The sequence below is a fragment of the Acinetobacter sp. CAU_H_78 genome (assembly GCF_058599365.1).
The window spans coordinates 1,138,382-1,154,942 of sequence record NZ_CM178652.1 but is presented as its reverse complement, the minus strand read 5'-3'; the positions used below and the strand labels follow the sequence as shown (position 1 = coordinate 1,154,942).

Sequence of the window (16,561 nt, the reverse complement as noted above, 5' to 3'; positions counted from 1 at the left end):
TTAATTCGGTTTTTCCGATGTATGTTATGTAAAAATACTGTTTCAGCAAGAAAAATAATTTCTGTACCCTATTGGAAATTAAATACAAACCTCAATCATGGAGACAATGATGAGCTTAATTAATACTGAAGTTAAACCGTTCAAAACAACTGCGTTCCAGAATGGTAAATTCATTGAAGTAACAGAAGCTGACCTTAAAGGTAAATGGTCTGTAGTATTCTTCTACCCAGCTGACTTCACTTTCGTTTGCCCAACTGAACTTGGCGACCTTGCTGACAACTACGAAGAATTCAAAAAATTAGGCGTTGAAATCTACTCAGTTTCTACTGACACTCACTTCACTCACAAAGCTTGGCACGATTCTTCTGAAGAAATCAAAAAAATCCAATACGTAATGGTTGGCGATCCTACTTGGACTCTTGCTAAAAACTTCGACGTATTAATCGAAGCTGACGGCCTTGCTGACCGTGGTACTTTCGTGATCGATCCAGAAGGTAAAATCCAAATCGTTGAAATCAACGCTGGCGGTATCGGTCGTGATGCTCAAGAACTTCTTCGTAAAGTTAAAGCAGCTCAATATGTACACGCTCACCCAGGCGAAGTTTGCCCAGCTAAATGGAAAGAAGGCGACGCAACTCTTGCTCCTTCAATCGACCTAGTTGGTAAAATCTAATCTGCATTAGATTGAACTGATTCAAAAAAACCACGCTTTTAGCGTGGTTTTTTATTTGAACGTTTATTTGATTGCTCTATTGGCCAAACGTTTTATTTTCCCTTTTCTTGTATCTAAAGCCATCCTATTAAATCTTTATTTTTCACTTTAAAGATCATATAAAAATCAGGCATGCATATTGCATTCTCTTCATAACAATCCCCTACTTATGCTTACAATTCAGTTATACATCTTCAATGTCAGTTGGCATAAGTTCAAGACATAAGATAATAATATTCAGTGGAGGAAAACGTATGCAAAAACTGCTAACCGTGATCTCATGGGCTTATAGTCCTTCTAGCCGCCACCTGAAAATCATTTATAGCAATGGCGATATAGAGCTCTACCATCCTGTTCCCGAATTTGTTTATGACAACCTGTTAAGACGCCAAGATAAAATGGCCTTTGTACAGAAATATCTTGAATACAACTTACATTTTGACCGGGTTTGCCTGTTTTAATTTAACTAATTTCTGCTTAACGATAAGTCACCATGAGTAAGCCAGCCCCAATCGGCAACGTACTCATGATAAAACGTGAATTCTGCTGGATGAGCTGAATAAATTCTTCTACTTCCGCAGCATGTGAAATCACATTATCCACCAGTAATACTCCACCTTTTGGCTTGAGTAATCGGGCCAAATGGGTCCAATAATCCACATAAGCATCACGTTCCGCATCTAATAATATAAAATCAAATACGTCCTGTTCAGCTTGCAGATAATGCAATGCATCTGTCACTTTAAAATCAATCAAATCCTTCAAGCCTAGCTGACTTGCATACTGCTCAGCCTGCGCAACTCTTTCTGCATCTATTTCTAATGTTGTAATCGTCGCTTGAGTCTGCCGGGCGGCTTCGGCGAGCCATAAAGTGGAATAGCCTGTAGAAGTACCGATTTCCAGAATACGTTTGGACTGCTGGACACGAATGAGTAATGATAAAAATCGACCTGATTCAGGCTCAATATTTCGATAGCGTTGCAGACGTTCAGTTTGCTGAAGATCATGCGCATGAAAAGTCTTATACAGTTCCTGCATGAAACTTTCAAAATGTTGTAATTGATTCATTGCTCTTCCCTGAGGTTATCTAAATAAATTTTTTATGGATTGATTAAAGTGCCTGAACCAATTTAAAGCGTTCTACTTCACGATCATCACTGGTACTAATACTTTCCGTAAACATGGATAGCGGTCGAACCCAAATCGAATAGTCACCATAAAGACATTGATAAACCACCAGCTTTTCTTCCGTTTCACTATGTGTTGCCACATGCAGGACCTGATAAAGTTTACCCTTATAATGTTGATAAATACCGCGTTGTAATTCCATCGTTCAACTCTCAAATGCAGAATTCCAATCTTAACTGAAAAAGACCAATCACACTTTAAACTACTTGAAAATTCATGCTAAGCACCCATATATAAGCTTGAAATTAATCATGAATTTTTCAATACATTTGCAAAACCGATCAAATTTATAAAAACAAACTGTTTTATCTATTTATCGATTTGGCTTAGTATCTACTTATCGAATGAATTCTTACTCCTTTGGAGACGTTAGCAATGTTAGATCAAAATACTTCAGCTCAATTAAAAACACTACTTGAACGTTTGGAAGGCCCGATTGAATTAGTGGCAACTCTGGATGGCTCTGACAAATCAGCCAAAATCAAAGAACTGGTTGAGGAAATCGCTCAGCTTTCTGATTTAGTCACTGCCCGTTTTGATGGTACCAACAAACGTGCACCAAGCTTTGGTGTTGCAAAAGCCGGTGAACAGCCTCGTGTGTTCTTTGCAGGCTTGCCGATGGGCCATGAGTTTACTTCCTTGATTTTGGCATTGCTACAAACTTCAGGCTATGCACCCAAAGTTTCTGCTGAAGTTCTGGAATCGATTAAAGGCTTGGGCATTAAATCTGACTTTGATGTATTCGTATCACTGAGCTGTCATAACTGTCCGGATGTGGTGCAGGCATTGAACCTGATTGCCATTTATAACCCGGGTACAACAGCAACCATGATTGATGGTGCCTTCTTCCAGGACGAAGTGGAAGAACGCAAAATCATGGCCGTACCGATGGTCTTCCAGGACAATGAACATATCGGTCAGGGCCGTATGACTTTAGAAGAAATCATTGCCAAACTGGATACCAATGCGGCAGCCAAAGATGCGGAAAAACTCAATGCCAAAGATGCATTTGATGTGTTGGTGATCGGTGGTGGACCTGCTGGTAATACTGCAGCGATCTATGCAGCACGTAAAGGTATCAAAACTGGGATCGTGGCTGAACGCATGGGCGGTCAGGTGATGGATACCATGGACATCGAAAACTATACGTCAGTGCAAAAAACTCAAGGTCCAAAATTCGCCGCTGAAATGGAAGCACACGTGCGTGAATACGGTGTTGACATCATGAACCTGCAACGTGTCTCTGACATCAAAGGTGCAGATAGCACAGCCAATGGTCTGGTAGAAGTGACTTTAGAGAATGGTGCGAAACTTGAATCTAAAACAGTCATTCTGTCTACCGGTGCACGCTGGAGAGAGATGAATGTTCCAGGTGAAGCAGAATACAAAACTCGTGGGGTAGCGTACTGCCCACACTGTGATGGGCCATTGTTCAAAGGCAAACGTGTTGCGGTGATTGGTGGTGGTAACTCGGGTGTAGAAGCTGCGATCGACCTTGCAGGGATTGTTGAGCATGTAACGCTGGTTGAGTTTGATACCAAACTACGTGCTGACCAAGTGCTTCAAGACAAATTGAACAGCTTGCCAAACACCACTGTGATCAAAAATGCGCTTTCTACCGAAGTGATCGGTGATGGTTCACAAGTCACAGCGTTGAAATACAAAGACCGTGCAACTGATGAAGAGCACACTGTTGAACTGGCAGGGATCTTCGTTCAGATCGGTTTGTTGCCAAACACTGACTTCCTGAAAGGAACCGATGTTGAGCTAACCAACCGTGGTGAGATCGTGATTAACGAACGTAATGAAACCAATGTGAAAGGTGTGTTTGCTGCAGGTGACTGTACTACTGTGCCTTACAAACAGATCATCATCGCGACTGGTGAAGGTGCCAAAGCATCATTATCTGCCTTTGATTACATCATCCGTTCTGGTCAGTAATCCTTAAAATTCATGAATTAAAAAAGCCCGCGCAATGCGGGCTTTTTTATATCTTAAAGCTGATTTATTCCTGTAGTAATTGAGCAGCCAGTTTTTCAATATTTCCCATTTCAGGATGTACAGCAGCAACATTAGCTAAAATCGTCACTGCCTTCTTCTTGTTTAAATCAATCATCAAAATAGCAGAATGCCCTGCGGTATTTCCCCCATGCCAGATGATTTTGGTGCCATTGTCCTGTTCTCGTATAAACCAGCCCAATCCCAATTGGTAACTACCTGCTTGTTCTGTGGTTGCTTGCTGGGTTAATTGCACTGCTGCATTTTTTTCATCAAACTGAGCTTGTGCAAATCTGGTTAAATCTGAAGCTGTAGAGAGCACGCCGCCCGCAGGTAAAAAGGTATCAAATGTCCAGGTGGTGATTTCTTTTCCCTGGGCATCAAATGCAGGCACAAGTGGCTTAGCTGCTTGATCAGGCGAGGTATAGCTATTTTTCATCCCATACTTTTTAAAGACATATTCATTGAGTAACTCAGCAAAATCCTGATTTTGTGATTGACTCAAACTCTGTCCCAATAAAGCCACAGCCAAATTAGAATAATGTGGCACTTTTCCACTGTTATTTGCATGTTCAAGCTCTAATGAATTTTTTAAATATTCTTCTAGTTTAGCTGCATCATATTCCTTATATGGATCAGTATCATCATCTACTTCCAAATTACTCGGTAGTCGTGGCAGTCCTGACGTATGATTGGCTAAATCCTGAAAGCGAAGCTGGATATTGTCCTTAAATGGAAAGGTATAATAAGGATTAATCTTGTCATCCAGTTTAATTTTATTTTGTGTCACCAGTTCAGCCAATATGGTTGATGTCATTACTTTGGTCAGAGAACCAATTGCAAAGACTTTATCCTGATTGGCCTTGGCCTGGATTTTGTCCTTATGCTTCTGTACCCCATAGTAATGGGTTTGGTCTTGATCTAATACCGCTATAGCCACTTGAGTCTGTTCTGGAAAAGTACGAGTAGCCTGATAAATTTTCTCTGCAATCGCTTTTGGATAGCCTTGAATAGCATTGACTGTCTTATTATTTGCTGCAGTAGATTCGATATAGGGCGTAAATAAAAGACCGGAAATCTGTTGATCATTATTCAAACTCATGCTGAGTTTCAGACGGTCTTTTTCAAAGTTGGCCTTATAGACTGCAGTTTCTTTACCTTTGGATTCCAAGTACTCAAGACTTTGTATTGTGCCTAGTTGCTGCTGTAAGTCTTTAGAGACTTTTTCAAACATATTTAAAGGAATTGCCTTTTTCGCTTCAGGTGAAAACTTTTCAAAAATTGCTGCATAATTTTGCGCATTAAAATCCTGCTGAAACTGGGCAATAACTTCCTTTTCAATATCCGATTGTGCATAAAGACTGCTCATACAGAGCAAGGATGATAAAAACAGTGATATTTTCTTCATGAGATCAGTATTGTTCCTTAAGTTTATAATGCACTTTCATAAAAATTATTGAAATTAAACATTTTTATAGACTTAATACAGTGCAACGAATAGCTAAAAAATAAGCAAAATATATTCCATATCATTCTATTTTTTAGGGCAGATCAATTCATCTAAGTTCTTGCCCTGTCTATTTCCCATTTTATACTTGTTGTTCTTAAGCTCCACTCGAACTGGTTCAAAAATTGCTTATGAATTGATAGATAGCATATTTAATTATTTCAGAGAAATTTCTCGGAATAACTTAATGATGTTATGTACTTAGCCAATTATTATTTGTTTTCCTCACTGAGACTTGGGTAACTTTTTGTTATATGACTTGTCAGCGTCTAATTGCATCATTAACATGAAACACAGACCTGAGATAAAAGTCCGTGAAAGATAACAAAAAAAATATCAGAAATGTAATGGAGCTTAGCAATGTACTATCAATATCACTGTGCGTGCTGCGATAAAGTTGTGGAAGCTGGCCAAAAAGAATGTCATGCCTGTGGCTCACATAATATTCGCAGCCCTTATGGTTTTTGGATTTTATGTCTGGTGGCCTGTCTGGTTACTGCAATCGCATTCAAGGTAATGCATGTTTATATCCAGCCACAGCAGCAGGAAGTGCCAGCTCAGTCATCATTATTTGATGTGCTACAACAAGATAATAAACGTCAGCGCTAATTTTTTTATCCTCCAGCAAGACCTGACTTGGATCAGGTCTTTTTTATGCGTTTTTAACTTGAATATGAAACGCTGCCAGAATAGAAAATTTGAATTACAATAAGTCATCTTGCAGTGAGAGATGAAAATGGTTCAGTTAATTAAAAAAGGCGGGTTACGTGAGCGTGCCAATCGCAGTCGCAGTTATCAGGGTTCGGAAAATACTGAGGCCACCCTTAAACCGAATCGTTATCAGTCTCCAGTACAGAAACAGGATAATCCAGTTTCTGACGCTTCCGCTGCACAGCAGCTTTTTGCCGAAAACTCCTCTGTTACCCCATCGAATTAAGATTTTTAGTTCATTAGAATCAGCGCGTCATACCATAACCAGACTGCAAAAATCAGGAATAATCCGCCTGAAATCATATCGATATAACTTCCTGATCGCTGATAAGCCTCTTTAATTTTAGGATGGGAAATTAATAGCATCAGTAAAGTAAAAGTAATAAAGGTTTGCAGCGGAATAATCACTGCCAGTTGCGCTTTTAAATAATCAGAAGCTGATGAACTTAGGGCAAGTGAAAATACACTACTGAAATAGATCAGGGTTTTAGGATTCGACAGATTAGTCAATAAACCCTGCATAAAATAACTTTTTGGTGCTTCTACCGTATTTAAATCATCTTGAGTTTGATGTCTATTCTGAAAACTTTGCCATCCGCCTTTTAGCATGGCCCAGCCCATTTTGGCCAAAAATAACCCACCGATGACCATCAATACCTGCTGAATCCAGGGAAACTGGTCGATCAATACTGTAAAGCCTGCTAGCGTCAATACCACCCAAACTACGATCCCCGCTGAAATTCCAGCAATCACCTTTAAGGCATTCATACGTGTCGTAGAGGCTGCACTTTTTGCGATAAGTAAAATGTCAGGACCGGGGCTTAATTGAGCTACAAAATGTAGAAAACAGATGGTAAAAAGCAAAGACATTTAAAAAAGATCAAATGGTAAAAAAACTATTATAACTTTTGTTTAACGAAATTAGAAAGTTCCAATAAAAAAGCCGAATCATAAGATTCGGCTTAAAGCATTTATATTGAAAGCGTGATTTTATTTCTTGTTCACATCTTTCATTTCAATTTTCTTGGCTTCCGGGGTCACTTCACGAGCTTCACCATCAATAATAGTTGAATCACCATGACCACCCTGCTGGTTCTGCATATCTTGCATTTGACGCATCATTTCCGCAAACGGGTTTTGACCTGCACCGCCACCGACATCGCCCATCATGCCACCCATCATTTTTTCCATCATGGCTTGCTGACGTTTCATCATCATTTTCATCATGGCTGCCTGGAAAGCACGTTGTACAGGTGGAATTAGCATTAATACCGCAAGTACATCACTAATCAAACCAGGAATCAGCAGGAAAAAGCCGGCTAAGATCTTTGGCAAATTATTCGATAATGCCGGATCTGCACTCATCTGTCCCATCTGCATTTGCTGCATTTGTGGCATTACACCAGCCGAATATTTCCGGATCAGGTTCATACCAATAAAGAAGGCCGCCACGAACCAGAAAAATACGTACCACATGCTCCCGACAAGGTCACCCACGCCAATCCATACAAATACTTCGAGGACTAAGCCGGCCAGGATAATAAGAAATAATTTCATGAAAATTAATCTAATCTCAGTAAAATAAATATTAGGATGCTGTAATCAACTGCTTCATCAGGATCAAGCTTTTTTGATACGCTTATGTAACAATATGGGCATTATTTTATTTTTAAAGTGCAGGCATGTCATTAATTATTGGGATTGATCCCGGTTCGCGTCTAACAGGTTACGGTATCATCCAAAAAGAAGGTTCAAAACTCACTTTTGTTGATGCGGGAACGATTAGAACTGAAACAGCGGAAATGCCTGAACGTTTAAAACGAATCTTTGCCGGTGTAGAACGGATTGTCAAATTTTATGGCCCGACCGAGGCTGCGGTGGAACAGGTATTTATGGCACAAAACCCGGATTCTGCTCTTAAACTAGGCCAGGCACGAGGTGCGGCAGTCGCCGCCTTGGTGAACCTAGATCTCAAAGTTGCTGAATATACGGCGCGGCAGATCAAACAGTCTGTTGTAGGCTATGGCGCTGCAGACAAAGAACAGGTTCAGATGATGGTTATGCGTATTCTGAACCTGACAATCAAACCGCAACAAGATGCTGCCGATGCACTTGCTGCTGCGATTTGTCATGCTCATGCTTCAGGCAGCATGAGTAAAATGGCCGTATTGAATGCCTTAGGCGGTATGGCACGCGGACGCAGCCGGGTCAGCACCCGTCGTCGTTAGTCTTTAGTTAATACTCTAAAATCCTGAAAATCCGCGTCTTGAAGATTCAAACTCTGCTGATGAATTGCAGTGACTTCTGCACGTTGTGATCCAGTTCTGCTGAGCTGGATCATGTCCTGAACAATCGCTTCCTTCCCAACAATGACAGCCTCAACTTCGCCTGTTTCCAGATTACGTACAAAACCCTTTAAACCTAATTGAATTGCTTGTTGTTCAAACCAGCGACGGTAGCCCACGCCCTGCACTTTACCCTGAATGATTAAATGAATGGCCTGTATTTTTATTGTCCTTAGTGATTCACGACCTGGTAAATGGCATATTTCATATCTTGCGCCTGTAAGCCGCGTTCACCCTTTTCCGCCAGTACATCACCTGCAAGTGCATGCAAAGTTACGATCTCGTGTAAATGGATAGTATTTCTAAATTGGGCTTTCAAACTGGCGATCATGCCAGCAAGTACATCTCCCATCCCTCCGGTTCCCATACCGGCATTGCCTGCGGTACAGATGAAAAGAGCATCTTCTAAAATCAGGCTACCTGAACCTTTGAGCACCCATTGTCCCTGATATTTTTGCTGGAGCTGTTGAATTGCCTGAATACGATCTGCTTCGACTCCTGATGCTTTCATTTCTAACAAAATAGCCGCTTCACCCGGATGCGGTGTTGCATAAGTATGGGCATTCAACTTTTGTGGTGCTTTTGCCAGAAACCACAAGGCGTCTGCATCGAGAACTGTCTCCAGTTCTGATTGCTGAATCAGGTCAAACCAGTAATTATATTGCTGTTCAGCCCAAGTATCGCGTCCTAGCCCCATACCAAAACAGACAGCATCCACATGATTAATTAAAGCTTGGCGTTGCTCAGCATCTAGCGCATTAATATCACGCAACATGATATTCGGAGCACGTGACAAAATGGCCGTATGATGTTTGGCATCACAAACCACAGTGACCTTACCACCACCAGCAGCAAAGGCCGCCTCAGCTGCCATAATGACCGCACCACCCATATCAGCATGTCCTCCAATCACGAGCACATGCCCATAACTGCCTTTATGTCCAAAAGCCTCACGTTTAGGCAGATGAATTTGAGTCGAGGAAAGTTGAGCTATCGGCACAAGTTCAACATCAGGAGGAATAGCCGAGATGACCTCTACCTTGCCGGCATATTCTTTGCCTTGTCCGGTAAATAATCCCACCTTTAAACCTAAAACAGTAAAACTATGATCTGCCTTAATGGCTACCGGCAAAGGCTGTCCAGTATTGACATGCAGTCCGCTTGGAATATCCACTGCGATTTTGAGTCCTTGCTGGGCATTAATACTTTGAATAATCTGTTGCCAATTTTCATTCAGATCACGGTTCAAGCCGATCCCAAATAAGGCATCGATATAGACTTCATATTGTTTCTGAAAATTAAAATCTGAATAAGTGGATATACCGATTTCCTGAGCTTCCTGGATTGCTTGAACCAGATCCTGTGATGGACCGGGTTCTGCTGCATAAATATCTATTTCAAAACCGGCCTGTTTTAAATATTTACCTACCAGATAACCATCACCGGCATTATTACCCTGACCGCAACACACAGCGATTTGAGTCAATTGCCGTTGTTCCAACAAGGGGATGAGTCGCTGCGCAATCGACCATGCCACCTGTTGCATCAAACCATAAGAACTATTTTGCTTGCCAAACCAACGCTGCTCCCATGCTTGTATATCGCGGCTATGATAAACTTGCTGCTGCATTTCTTATTTCCTGTTTCTGGTTTATGACAACACCCGATTCCCAAGCGCAAATTCAAGTTTATCAACAAGATCCAAATGAACTGAAGGCGTGGATCAAAGCGCAGGCACGAGAGCTGGGTTTTTCTGATTGTGTCATTGCCAAACCGGATGCTCAAGCAGAATTAGCTCGCTTGCAGGAATATTTAGACCGCGGCTATCACGGTGATATGAAGTTTCTGGAAGAAAATCTGGAAAAACGTGCCGATCCCACACTGCTTATTCCTAATACCAAATCCGTGATCTGTGTACGAATGGACTATCTGGTCGATCTTCCAGAACCGCGTCTAGTACCCTATGCACCAAATTCTGCAATTATTGCCCGTTATGCCCGTGGTCGTGATTATCATAAAACCATGCGCGGGCGCCTAAAAATGCTGGCTGCAAAAATTCGGGAAAAAGTCGGTAAATTTGAATCCCGTCCCTTTGCAGACTCTGCACCTGTATTTGAAAAATCTCTGGCCGAAAGTGCGGGTATGGGCTGGACCGGCAAACACACTTTATTAATCCACAAAAAATCCGGATCTTTTTTTGTTTTAGGAGAACTGTTTAGCTCACTGGAACTGCCTTTTGATGAACCTGAAAGCAAACATTGTGGTTCATGCACAGCCTGTATTGATATTTGCCCCACACAGGCTATTGTTGAACCTTATATGCTGGATGCACGCCGCTGTATTGCTTATTTAACTATTGAATATAAAGGAATCATTCCAGAGGAGTTACGTCGAGGAATTGGTAACCGGGTCTTTGGTTGCGATGATTGTCAGTTGATTTGTCCGTGGAACAGTTTTGCTCAAAAAACTACGATTGAAGATTTTCATCCCCGACATGGACTGGATCAAGTGAGTTTACTGGATCTCTGGCAATGGGATGAAGCTACATTTTTAAACTCAACTGAAGGCAGTCCATTACGCCGCACTGGCTATCAAAGCTTTATGCGCAATATTGCGATCGGCTTGGGTAATGCGCCATTTGATCCACAGATTGTTCAGGCATTACAAGCTCAAAAAAATCAACATGATGAGATTGTACAAGTTCATATTGACTGGGCCATACAGGAACAACTGGCAAAATCCCGGTAATTTTCAATTTTTACTTCGGTTCACATTTTCTCGTCAAAGCCTTACACAGTTACTGTGCAAGCTATGGCATAAAGGAAAAAGAATAGAAATAAAGCCGGAGGTGGATATGCAAAAGTCATCTGATACACAACATCAAAATCAGGAACAGCTTGAAGAGTTGCAACATCAACACCAGAAGCAGCAACAACAGCAACAGCAGCAGTCACAACATGGCCCGCTTGGCTCTCCAAAAAATAACCAGCACGAACAAGATGAACGTGTATTAAACAAGCAACATCGTAGTGATTTACAAAATCAGAATATTCACGGAAATCATCGTGAATAAAGTCTGATCAAGAGTTCAACAACAAAGCCCACCTTGTGTGGGTTTTTTTTCTATAAGGTCATATTTTGCTAATGAAGACGGCGATACTTTTACTTAAGATGGAGCCTGATAAATAAATATGAACAAGGATGGACAGATGAACAGTATTAATCCGATACGTAATGATTGGTCTCGTGCAGAAATTGAGGCCCTGTATCAACAACCTTTAATGGATTTGCTCTTTCAGGCTCAACAGGTTCATCGTCAATATTTTGATGCCAATGCCGTTCAGGTCAGTACCCTACTCTCTATTAAAACCGGTAAATGCCCGGAAGATTGCAAATACTGTTCTCAGTCCGCACATTATGATTCCAAACTCGAAGCAGAAAAACGCATTGCAGTAGAAAAAGTAATTCAGGAAGCAAAAGAAGCACTGGCTTCTGGCAGTTCGCGTTTCTGTATGGGAGCAGCGTGGCGTAATCCGCATGAACGTGATATGCCTTATGTGCTAGACATGGTACGTGAAGTGAAAGCACTTGGACTAGAAACCTGTATGACTTTAGGTATGCTGAATGCCTCACAGGCAGAACGCCTGAAAGATGCTGGACTGGATTATTACAATCACAATCTGGATACGTCACGTGAATACTATTCACATATTATCAGTACCCGCAGCTTTGATGACCGATTGGATACACTGGACCATGTACGCCAAGCGGGTTTAAAAGTCTGTAGTGGTGGCATTGTTGGCTTAGGTGAAAGTCGCAATGACCGGATCGGTTTATTGTTTGAGCTTTCTACCCTTCCAATTCATCCGGAATCTGTGCCCATCAATATGCTAGTGCCAATTGAAGGCACACCGATGGCAGATGTTGAAAAACTGGATGTGATTGAATGGATTCGAACTATTGCAGTGGCCCGCATTCTGATGCCAAAAAGTTATATTCGTCTTTCGGCAGGCCGTGAATCACTGACTGACTCAGATCAGGCATTGGCATTTATAGCAGGTGCCAACTCGATTTTTTCAGGCGAAAAACTGCTAACGACTCCAAATACAGCCAAAGGTCGTGACCAGCAGCTCTTTGAAAAATTGGGACTGGTAGCAGAACAACCTAAGCCAAGCATCCGCGCATTGGCGACTGATGCAATGGCAAGTTAATTGAAATAATTCAAGACGCTGAAAAGTTATGTGCAGTAATTAAAATGCCATAATTGGCATTGAGATAATCACCGACCCGGATCACATCTGCACCATTGGCATGTTCAACCGTGAGTGTCTGACTTAAAGCATCATAATGAAAAGAATCATAGCAATCCTGATGCAGGCTTAGCCAATGCAGAGTATCTGCCAGATTCTCATCAACAATATAGGTATCAGACTGAAAGTCTTTACTCATGTTGCACCCGTAGAAGCTCTTTATTCACGGATATTTTAGCGAAAACTTCCGGATTTCAGGCACAAAAAAGTGAGCATCTGCTCACTTTTTTCTGTTCAGTATCAGTCTTTGTTGACCCCACACTTGCGACATTCCCAATGCGTTCCAATCTCTTCCATGTGTTGATATTCATAAATGTGCAAGCAGAATAGTTTTTTCAGTAGTTGAAGCATTATAAAACTCCCGTTTCATCATTTTTAAAATACGCTTCTTTAGGCACCCTTCCTGAGTGTCGATTTGTTGTTCTGGATAAAAACCACCTCTAACTTATAACCAGAATTTTTCAAAATGTAAAACCTATTTCATTCATTTTTACAACTTTCCGATAAAGTTAAATTTCAATTGATTCATGCTTTTAATTAGCATCTGTGATCTATATCTCAAATACCACTTATTAAAGATTCTCTACTATAAAAAAAGCGAACCGAAGTTCGCTTTTTTGCTTTTATTTAGAAGAAACCAGCTGGCTTGGTTGAATAACTCACCAACAGGTTTTTGGTCTGCTGGTAATGATCCAGCATCATCTTGTGGTTTTCACGACCGATCCCAGATTTCTTGTAACCACCAAAGGCTGCATGGGCCGGATAGATATGATAGCAGTTGGTCCAGACACGACCCGCTTCAATGGCACGGCCAGCGCGATACGAGGTATGTGCCGAACGTGACCAGACACCAGCACCTAGGCCATAAATCGTATCGTTGGCAATCTTGATGGCATCATCAAAATCTTTAAAGGTGGTTACTGCCAGTACCGGCCCAAAAATTTCTTCCTGGAAGGTACGCATATTATTGGTGCCTTTAAAGATGGTCGGTTCAATGTAGAAGCCTTGCCCGACTTCCTGACGTACACCGCCACCAACAAGCACTTCTGCACCTTCGCCGCGACCTGTTGCAATACACCCCAGAATCTTGTCCTGCTGTTCCTGCGATGCCTGCGCACCAATCATGGTTTCAGTATCGAGTGGATGACCAGTTTTAATACGTTTAACCCGATCGATTGCCAGTTCCAGGAACTGATCAGCAATACTTTCCTGGACCAAAGCACGTGATGGACAGGTACAGATTTCCCCTTGGTTCAAGGCAAACATGGTGAAACCTTCCAGTGCTTTTTCCAGATAATCATCCTGCTGCGCCATGACATCTTCAAAGAAAATATTTGGTGATTTACCACCAAGTTCCAGTGTCACCGGAATAATATTTTCAGTGGCATATTGCATGATTTGCTGACCTACAGCAGTCGAACCAGTGAAGGCAATTTTGGCAATACGCGGATTCACAGCCAGTGGACGGCCGACTTCAACACCATAGCCATTCACGATGTTTAATACACCTTCAGGTAACAGGTCCTGAATCAGCTCAGCCAGTACCAGAATACTGACCGGGGTCTGCTCTGCCGGTTTCAGAACGATACAATTGCCTGCGGCCAAAGCCGGTGCCAATTTCCATGCTGCCATCAAGATCGGGAAGTTCCATGGAATGATCTGACCAACCACACCTAAAGGCTCATGGAAATGGTAGGCAATGGTATCTTCATCAATCTCAGAAATGCCGCCTTCTTGCGCACGGATACAGCCGGCGAAATAGCGGAAGTGATCAATCGCTAAAGGAATATCAGCAGCCAGGGTTTCACGGATTGGCTTGCCATTGTCCCAGGTTTCAGCCACCGCCAGCAGTTCCAGATTGGCTTCGAGACGATCAGCAATTTTGAGCAGAATGTTAGAGCGAGTCGTTGGAGATGATTTATTCCATTGTGCTTTAGCTTTATGCGCAGCATCCAGCGCCAGTTCGATATCTTCCACGCTAGAACGTGGCACTTTGGTAAACAGCTTGCCATCTACAGGAGAAATATTATCAAAGTATTCGCCTTTGACTGGCGGCACCCATTGCCCACCAATAAAGTTGTCATACTGGGCTTTGAAATGAACTTTTGAGCCAGGCTGGTTCGGATCGATATAACGCATATGTATTTCCTTTGCTTATTTTAATCTTTAAAAATGCTGCATCTACAGCTTTGGTATAAGGTACATCCGTACTCTATTTAGTTAACATACGCGTTATAAGGTTGGAGAAAGGTTGGCACTCAACCGATTTACATTTCTTTTGATTCCTCATAAAAACAATAATAATTACATTTGGATGTAAATCATGAATTATTGTGAGAATAAGGAATGATGACAGAACAGAGCTTGATACAACAAAGGCAAAAAATTGATCAGCTTCGTCAAAGCAGCAGTTTATCGCCTTCACATGCAGCACAACTCGAACAGAGCATTGTTAGCTCCTGGCAGCGCTCTTCTTTAGCCGAGATTCCCAAAAATCGTCTGGCTGCCCCATTAACAGATATAAAACAAATCAGCACTTCTTCGGCTTTAAGTCATGCCTTGGAACATTGTGCGGAAAATTTAAAGCATATTGCTGAACAGTCCTCTATGGTTTTGGCCGTTGGAGATATTGGCAGTACGGTACTATGGAGAGCCTCCTGCCCTGAATTGCGCACAATTGCTGATAATATTCATTTAGTTGAAGGAGGTCAGTGGCGTGAGGAACTGGTCGGAACCAATGCCCTTGCCCTATCCATTAAAACCCAACAATCGAGCTGCGTGTTTTCCAGCGAACATTACATGCCATCAGTACAAGATCTGGTCTGTTATGCCTCCCCCATTATTGATCCTTATTCCAAACAGATTCTAGGGGTCATTGACCTGTCCACCCACTGGCAAAAACATAATAGCTTAGGGCTATTAGCAGCCGAACGTTGTGCATCCATCATTCAATCTGCTTTACTGGAATCGCAAAAACAGCGTTTATATATTCGTGCCTTTTCTGTACCTCAGGTGATTTTTAATGGTAAGACCCTGACCATAACCCCACGCCAGACTGAAATTCTCGCTATTTTGGCTTTATGCCCACAAGGTTTAAGTCTGGATCGCCTACATCAAGCACTTTATGGCGAGCGTAAAGTCAGCATGGGTACGCTAAAAGCTGAAATGTCACAGTTACGCGATATTCTGGGCGGTATGCTTGGTTCGCGTCCTTACCGTTTACTGGCGCATGTTGAAGCGGATTTCTTACAGACTGAACAGTCGCTTGATGCTGGTTATATTGATTCAGCCTTAAAACTGTATACCGGAGTCTTTCTGGCAAAAACTGAAAGCCCATTTTTATGTGCTTGGCGGGATTGTCTGGAATCACGTCTCAGTGATGCCATTTTTAAAGCCAATGAAACTGATGTATTACTTAAGCATGTTGCTCGCTTTCCTGAAGCAATTGATGCGGTTGAACGTCTGATTGAACTGATGCCAAAAGGTCATCCAGTACATCAAACCCTGCTTAAATTTCAGGATATTTAAAAATCAGATCATTTCTTGTTTGGCTTCTCGTTAGCAAGATAATTACGGCTATCTTCCATTAAGAAGATTTCAACTTATAAAAATATAAAAAGCATTTAACTACTTTAGAATTATAATTTTTTTATAACATTTTATTGATTTAGCTCATGCTACGAATAAGCTTTTAGCAATACTCTGCTCATTCCAGTATTTTATTATTATCGAATTCATTCAGTTAATTTTAATAAGCTATACCCTGATGAATTAACTGCCCAAATATATT

General features: G+C 41.6%; 19 protein-coding genes. 10 read left to right on the top strand and 9 right to left on the bottom strand.

Annotated elements, in window-relative coordinates; all coding sequences use genetic code 11:
• Nucleotides 1–109 precede the first annotated feature (109 nt).
• Together ahpC and AC4MCD_RS05685 are read left to right on the top strand one after the other, a co-directional pair.
• Nucleotides 110–673 (top strand): alkyl hydroperoxide reductase subunit C, encoded by a 564-nt coding sequence (gene ahpC, locus AC4MCD_RS05690; protein ID WP_004784041.1) that lies wholly within the window; start codon nucleotides 110–112, stop codon nucleotides 671–673.
• Nucleotides 674–966: 293 nt separating this feature from the next.
• A complete protein-coding gene (locus tag AC4MCD_RS05685) occupies nucleotides 967–1,173 on the top strand; it encodes a KTSC domain-containing protein (protein ID WP_004784043.1) in 207 nt (68 codons plus the stop codon).
• Between the two features lie 16 nt (nucleotides 1,174–1,189).
• Here AC4MCD_RS05685 and AC4MCD_RS05680 read toward each other — a convergent pair whose 3' ends face one another.
• Complete coding sequence (locus tag AC4MCD_RS05680) at nucleotides 1,190–1,780, bottom strand: O-methyltransferase (RefSeq protein ID WP_419374599.1); 591 nt, start codon at nucleotides 1,778–1,780, stop codon at nucleotides 1,190–1,192.
• Between the two features lie 43 nt (nucleotides 1,781–1,823).
• On the bottom strand, nucleotides 1,824–2,042 hold the full coding sequence (locus AC4MCD_RS05675) for a DUF1653 domain-containing protein (RefSeq protein ID WP_125279047.1): 219 nt from the start codon (nucleotides 2,040–2,042) through the stop codon (nucleotides 1,824–1,826).
• Nucleotides 2,043–2,275: 233 nt separating this feature from the next.
• On the opposite strand from AC4MCD_RS05675, the gene ahpF reads away from it, so the two are divergent.
• Nucleotides 2,276–3,841, top strand: a complete 1,566-nt coding sequence (gene ahpF / locus AC4MCD_RS05670) for an alkyl hydroperoxide reductase subunit F (RefSeq protein WP_180131193.1) — start codon at nucleotides 2,276–2,278, stop codon at nucleotides 3,839–3,841.
• A 64-nt stretch (nucleotides 3,842–3,905) separates the two neighbouring features.
• Here the strand turns inward: ahpF and AC4MCD_RS05665 are convergent, their stop codons facing one another.
• Nucleotides 3,906–5,306: a serine hydrolase domain-containing protein gene (locus AC4MCD_RS05665; protein ID WP_419374598.1), complete on the bottom strand. Its 1,401-nt coding sequence runs from the start codon at nucleotides 5,304–5,306 to the stop codon at nucleotides 3,906–3,908.
• Nucleotides 5,307–5,765: 459 nt separating this feature from the next.
• Here AC4MCD_RS05665 and AC4MCD_RS05660 point away from each other — a divergent pair, with 459 nt between their 5' ends.
• Together AC4MCD_RS05660 and AC4MCD_RS05655 are read left to right on the top strand one after the other, a co-directional pair.
• Nucleotides 5,766–6,014 (top strand): hypothetical protein, encoded by a 249-nt coding sequence (locus tag AC4MCD_RS05660; protein ID WP_419374597.1) that lies wholly within the window; start codon nucleotides 5,766–5,768, stop codon nucleotides 6,012–6,014.
• 127 nt (nucleotides 6,015–6,141) lie between these two features.
• Entirely contained in the window at nucleotides 6,142–6,342 is a 201-nt protein-coding gene (locus AC4MCD_RS05655; RefSeq protein WP_419365865.1) for a hypothetical protein, read from the top strand.
• A gap of 5 nt (nucleotides 6,343–6,347) precedes the next feature.
• Here the strand turns inward: AC4MCD_RS05655 and AC4MCD_RS05650 are convergent, their stop codons facing one another.
• Together AC4MCD_RS05650 and AC4MCD_RS05645 are read right to left on the bottom strand one after the other, a co-directional pair.
• Nucleotides 6,348–6,986: a LysE family transporter gene (locus tag AC4MCD_RS05650; protein WP_302700464.1), complete on the bottom strand. Its 639-nt coding sequence runs from the start codon at nucleotides 6,984–6,986 to the stop codon at nucleotides 6,348–6,350.
• A 120-nt stretch (nucleotides 6,987–7,106) separates the two neighbouring features.
• Nucleotides 7,107–7,673 (bottom strand): FxsA family protein, encoded by a 567-nt coding sequence (locus AC4MCD_RS05645; protein ID WP_159124495.1) that lies wholly within the window; start codon nucleotides 7,671–7,673, stop codon nucleotides 7,107–7,109.
• Between the two features lie 125 nt (nucleotides 7,674–7,798).
• Here AC4MCD_RS05645 and ruvC point away from each other — a divergent pair, with 125 nt between their 5' ends.
• Nucleotides 7,799–8,344 carry a crossover junction endodeoxyribonuclease RuvC gene (ruvC, locus tag AC4MCD_RS05640; protein ID WP_004784062.1) on the top strand — a complete coding sequence of 182 codons (546 nt, stop codon included), beginning with the start codon at nucleotides 7,799–7,801 and terminating at the stop codon, nucleotides 8,342–8,344.
• On the opposite strand, the gene AC4MCD_RS05635 is transcribed toward ruvC, so the two are convergent.
• Nucleotides 8,341–8,622 (bottom strand): acylphosphatase, encoded by a 282-nt coding sequence (locus AC4MCD_RS05635; RefSeq protein ID WP_419374615.1) that lies wholly within the window; start codon nucleotides 8,620–8,622, stop codon nucleotides 8,341–8,343. The genes ruvC and AC4MCD_RS05635 overlap by 4 nt on opposite strands.
• A gap of 11 nt (nucleotides 8,623–8,633) precedes the next feature.
• Nucleotides 8,634–10,091 carry an NAD(P)H-hydrate dehydratase gene (locus AC4MCD_RS05630; protein WP_419374596.1) on the bottom strand — a complete coding sequence of 486 codons (1,458 nt, stop codon included), beginning with the start codon at nucleotides 10,089–10,091 and terminating at the stop codon, nucleotides 8,634–8,636.
• 23 nt (nucleotides 10,092–10,114) lie between these two features.
• Between AC4MCD_RS05630 and queG the strand changes: the two genes are divergently transcribed.
• The 3 genes from queG (at nucleotide 10,115) to bioB (ending at nucleotide 12,672) form a co-directional block, all read left to right on the top strand.
• The gene (gene queG, locus AC4MCD_RS05625; protein WP_180018392.1) at nucleotides 10,115–11,209 is read left to right on the top strand and encodes a tRNA epoxyqueuosine(34) reductase QueG; all 1,095 of its coding nucleotides are present in this window, start codon (nucleotides 10,115–10,117) and stop codon (nucleotides 11,207–11,209) included.
• A gap of 106 nt (nucleotides 11,210–11,315) precedes the next feature.
• The gene (locus tag AC4MCD_RS05620; protein ID WP_005236211.1) at nucleotides 11,316–11,534 is read left to right on the top strand and encodes a hypothetical protein; all 219 of its coding nucleotides are present in this window, start codon (nucleotides 11,316–11,318) and stop codon (nucleotides 11,532–11,534) included.
• A 136-nt stretch (nucleotides 11,535–11,670) separates the two neighbouring features.
• A complete protein-coding gene (gene bioB / locus AC4MCD_RS05615) occupies nucleotides 11,671–12,672 on the top strand; it encodes a biotin synthase BioB (RefSeq protein WP_419365861.1) in 1,002 nt (333 codons plus the stop codon).
• A gap of 10 nt (nucleotides 12,673–12,682) precedes the next feature.
• On the opposite strand, the gene AC4MCD_RS05610 is transcribed toward bioB, so the two are convergent.
• Together AC4MCD_RS05610 and exaC are read right to left on the bottom strand one after the other, a co-directional pair.
• Complete coding sequence (locus AC4MCD_RS05610; protein ID WP_419374595.1) at nucleotides 12,683–12,910, bottom strand: hypothetical protein; 228 nt, start codon at nucleotides 12,908–12,910, stop codon at nucleotides 12,683–12,685.
• 488 nt (nucleotides 12,911–13,398) lie between these two features.
• Entirely contained in the window at nucleotides 13,399–14,910 is a 1,512-nt protein-coding gene (gene exaC, locus AC4MCD_RS05605) for an acetaldehyde dehydrogenase ExaC (RefSeq protein ID WP_180014192.1), read from the bottom strand.
• 207 nt (nucleotides 14,911–15,117) lie between these two features.
• On the opposite strand from exaC, the gene AC4MCD_RS05600 reads away from it, so the two are divergent.
• Nucleotides 15,118–16,299, top strand: a complete 1,182-nt coding sequence (locus AC4MCD_RS05600) for a transcriptional regulator (protein ID WP_034582940.1) — start codon at nucleotides 15,118–15,120, stop codon at nucleotides 16,297–16,299.
• Nucleotides 16,300–16,561 lie beyond the last annotated feature (262 nt).

Excerpts from the sequence above, each read along its gene's own strand:
- ahpC (WP_004784041.1), top strand. The coding sequence starts at position 110 with ATGAGCTTAATTAATACTGAAGTTAAACCGTTCAAAACAACTGCGTTC.
- AC4MCD_RS05685 (WP_004784043.1), top strand. The coding sequence starts at position 967 with ATGCAAAAACTGCTAACCGTGATCTCATGGGCTTATAGTCCTTCTAGC.
- AC4MCD_RS05680 (WP_419374599.1), bottom strand. The coding sequence starts at position 1,780 with ATGAATCAATTACAACATTTTGAAAGTTTCATGCAGGAACTGTATAAG.
- AC4MCD_RS05675 (WP_125279047.1), bottom strand. The coding sequence starts at position 2,042 with ATGGAATTACAACGCGGTATTTATCAACATTATAAGGGTAAACTTTAT.
- ahpF (WP_180131193.1), top strand. The coding sequence starts at position 2,276 with ATGTTAGATCAAAATACTTCAGCTCAATTAAAAACACTACTTGAACGT.
- AC4MCD_RS05665 (WP_419374598.1), bottom strand. The coding sequence starts at position 5,306 with ATGAAGAAAATATCACTGTTTTTATCATCCTTGCTCTGTATGAGCAGT.
- AC4MCD_RS05660 (WP_419374597.1), top strand. The coding sequence starts at position 5,766 with ATGTACTATCAATATCACTGTGCGTGCTGCGATAAAGTTGTGGAAGCT.
- AC4MCD_RS05655 (WP_419365865.1), top strand. The coding sequence starts at position 6,142 with ATGGTTCAGTTAATTAAAAAAGGCGGGTTACGTGAGCGTGCCAATCGC.
- AC4MCD_RS05650 (WP_302700464.1), bottom strand. The coding sequence starts at position 6,986 with ATGTCTTTGCTTTTTACCATCTGTTTTCTACATTTTGTAGCTCAATTA.
- AC4MCD_RS05645 (WP_159124495.1), bottom strand. The coding sequence starts at position 7,673 with ATGAAATTATTTCTTATTATCCTGGCCGGCTTAGTCCTCGAAGTATTT.
- ruvC (WP_004784062.1), top strand. The coding sequence starts at position 7,799 with ATGTCATTAATTATTGGGATTGATCCCGGTTCGCGTCTAACAGGTTAC.
- AC4MCD_RS05630 (WP_419374596.1), bottom strand. The coding sequence starts at position 10,091 with ATGCAGCAGCAAGTTTATCATAGCCGCGATATACAAGCATGGGAGCAG.
- queG (WP_180018392.1), top strand. The coding sequence starts at position 10,115 with ATGACAACACCCGATTCCCAAGCGCAAATTCAAGTTTATCAACAAGAT.
- AC4MCD_RS05620 (WP_005236211.1), top strand. The coding sequence starts at position 11,316 with ATGCAAAAGTCATCTGATACACAACATCAAAATCAGGAACAGCTTGAA.
- bioB (WP_419365861.1), top strand. The coding sequence starts at position 11,671 with ATGAACAGTATTAATCCGATACGTAATGATTGGTCTCGTGCAGAAATT.
- AC4MCD_RS05610 (WP_419374595.1), bottom strand. The coding sequence starts at position 12,910 with ATGAGTAAAGACTTTCAGTCTGATACCTATATTGTTGATGAGAATCTG.
- exaC (WP_180014192.1), bottom strand. The coding sequence starts at position 14,910 with ATGCGTTATATCGATCCGAACCAGCCTGGCTCAAAAGTTCATTTCAAA.
- AC4MCD_RS05600 (WP_034582940.1), top strand. The coding sequence starts at position 15,118 with ATGATGACAGAACAGAGCTTGATACAACAAAGGCAAAAAATTGATCAG.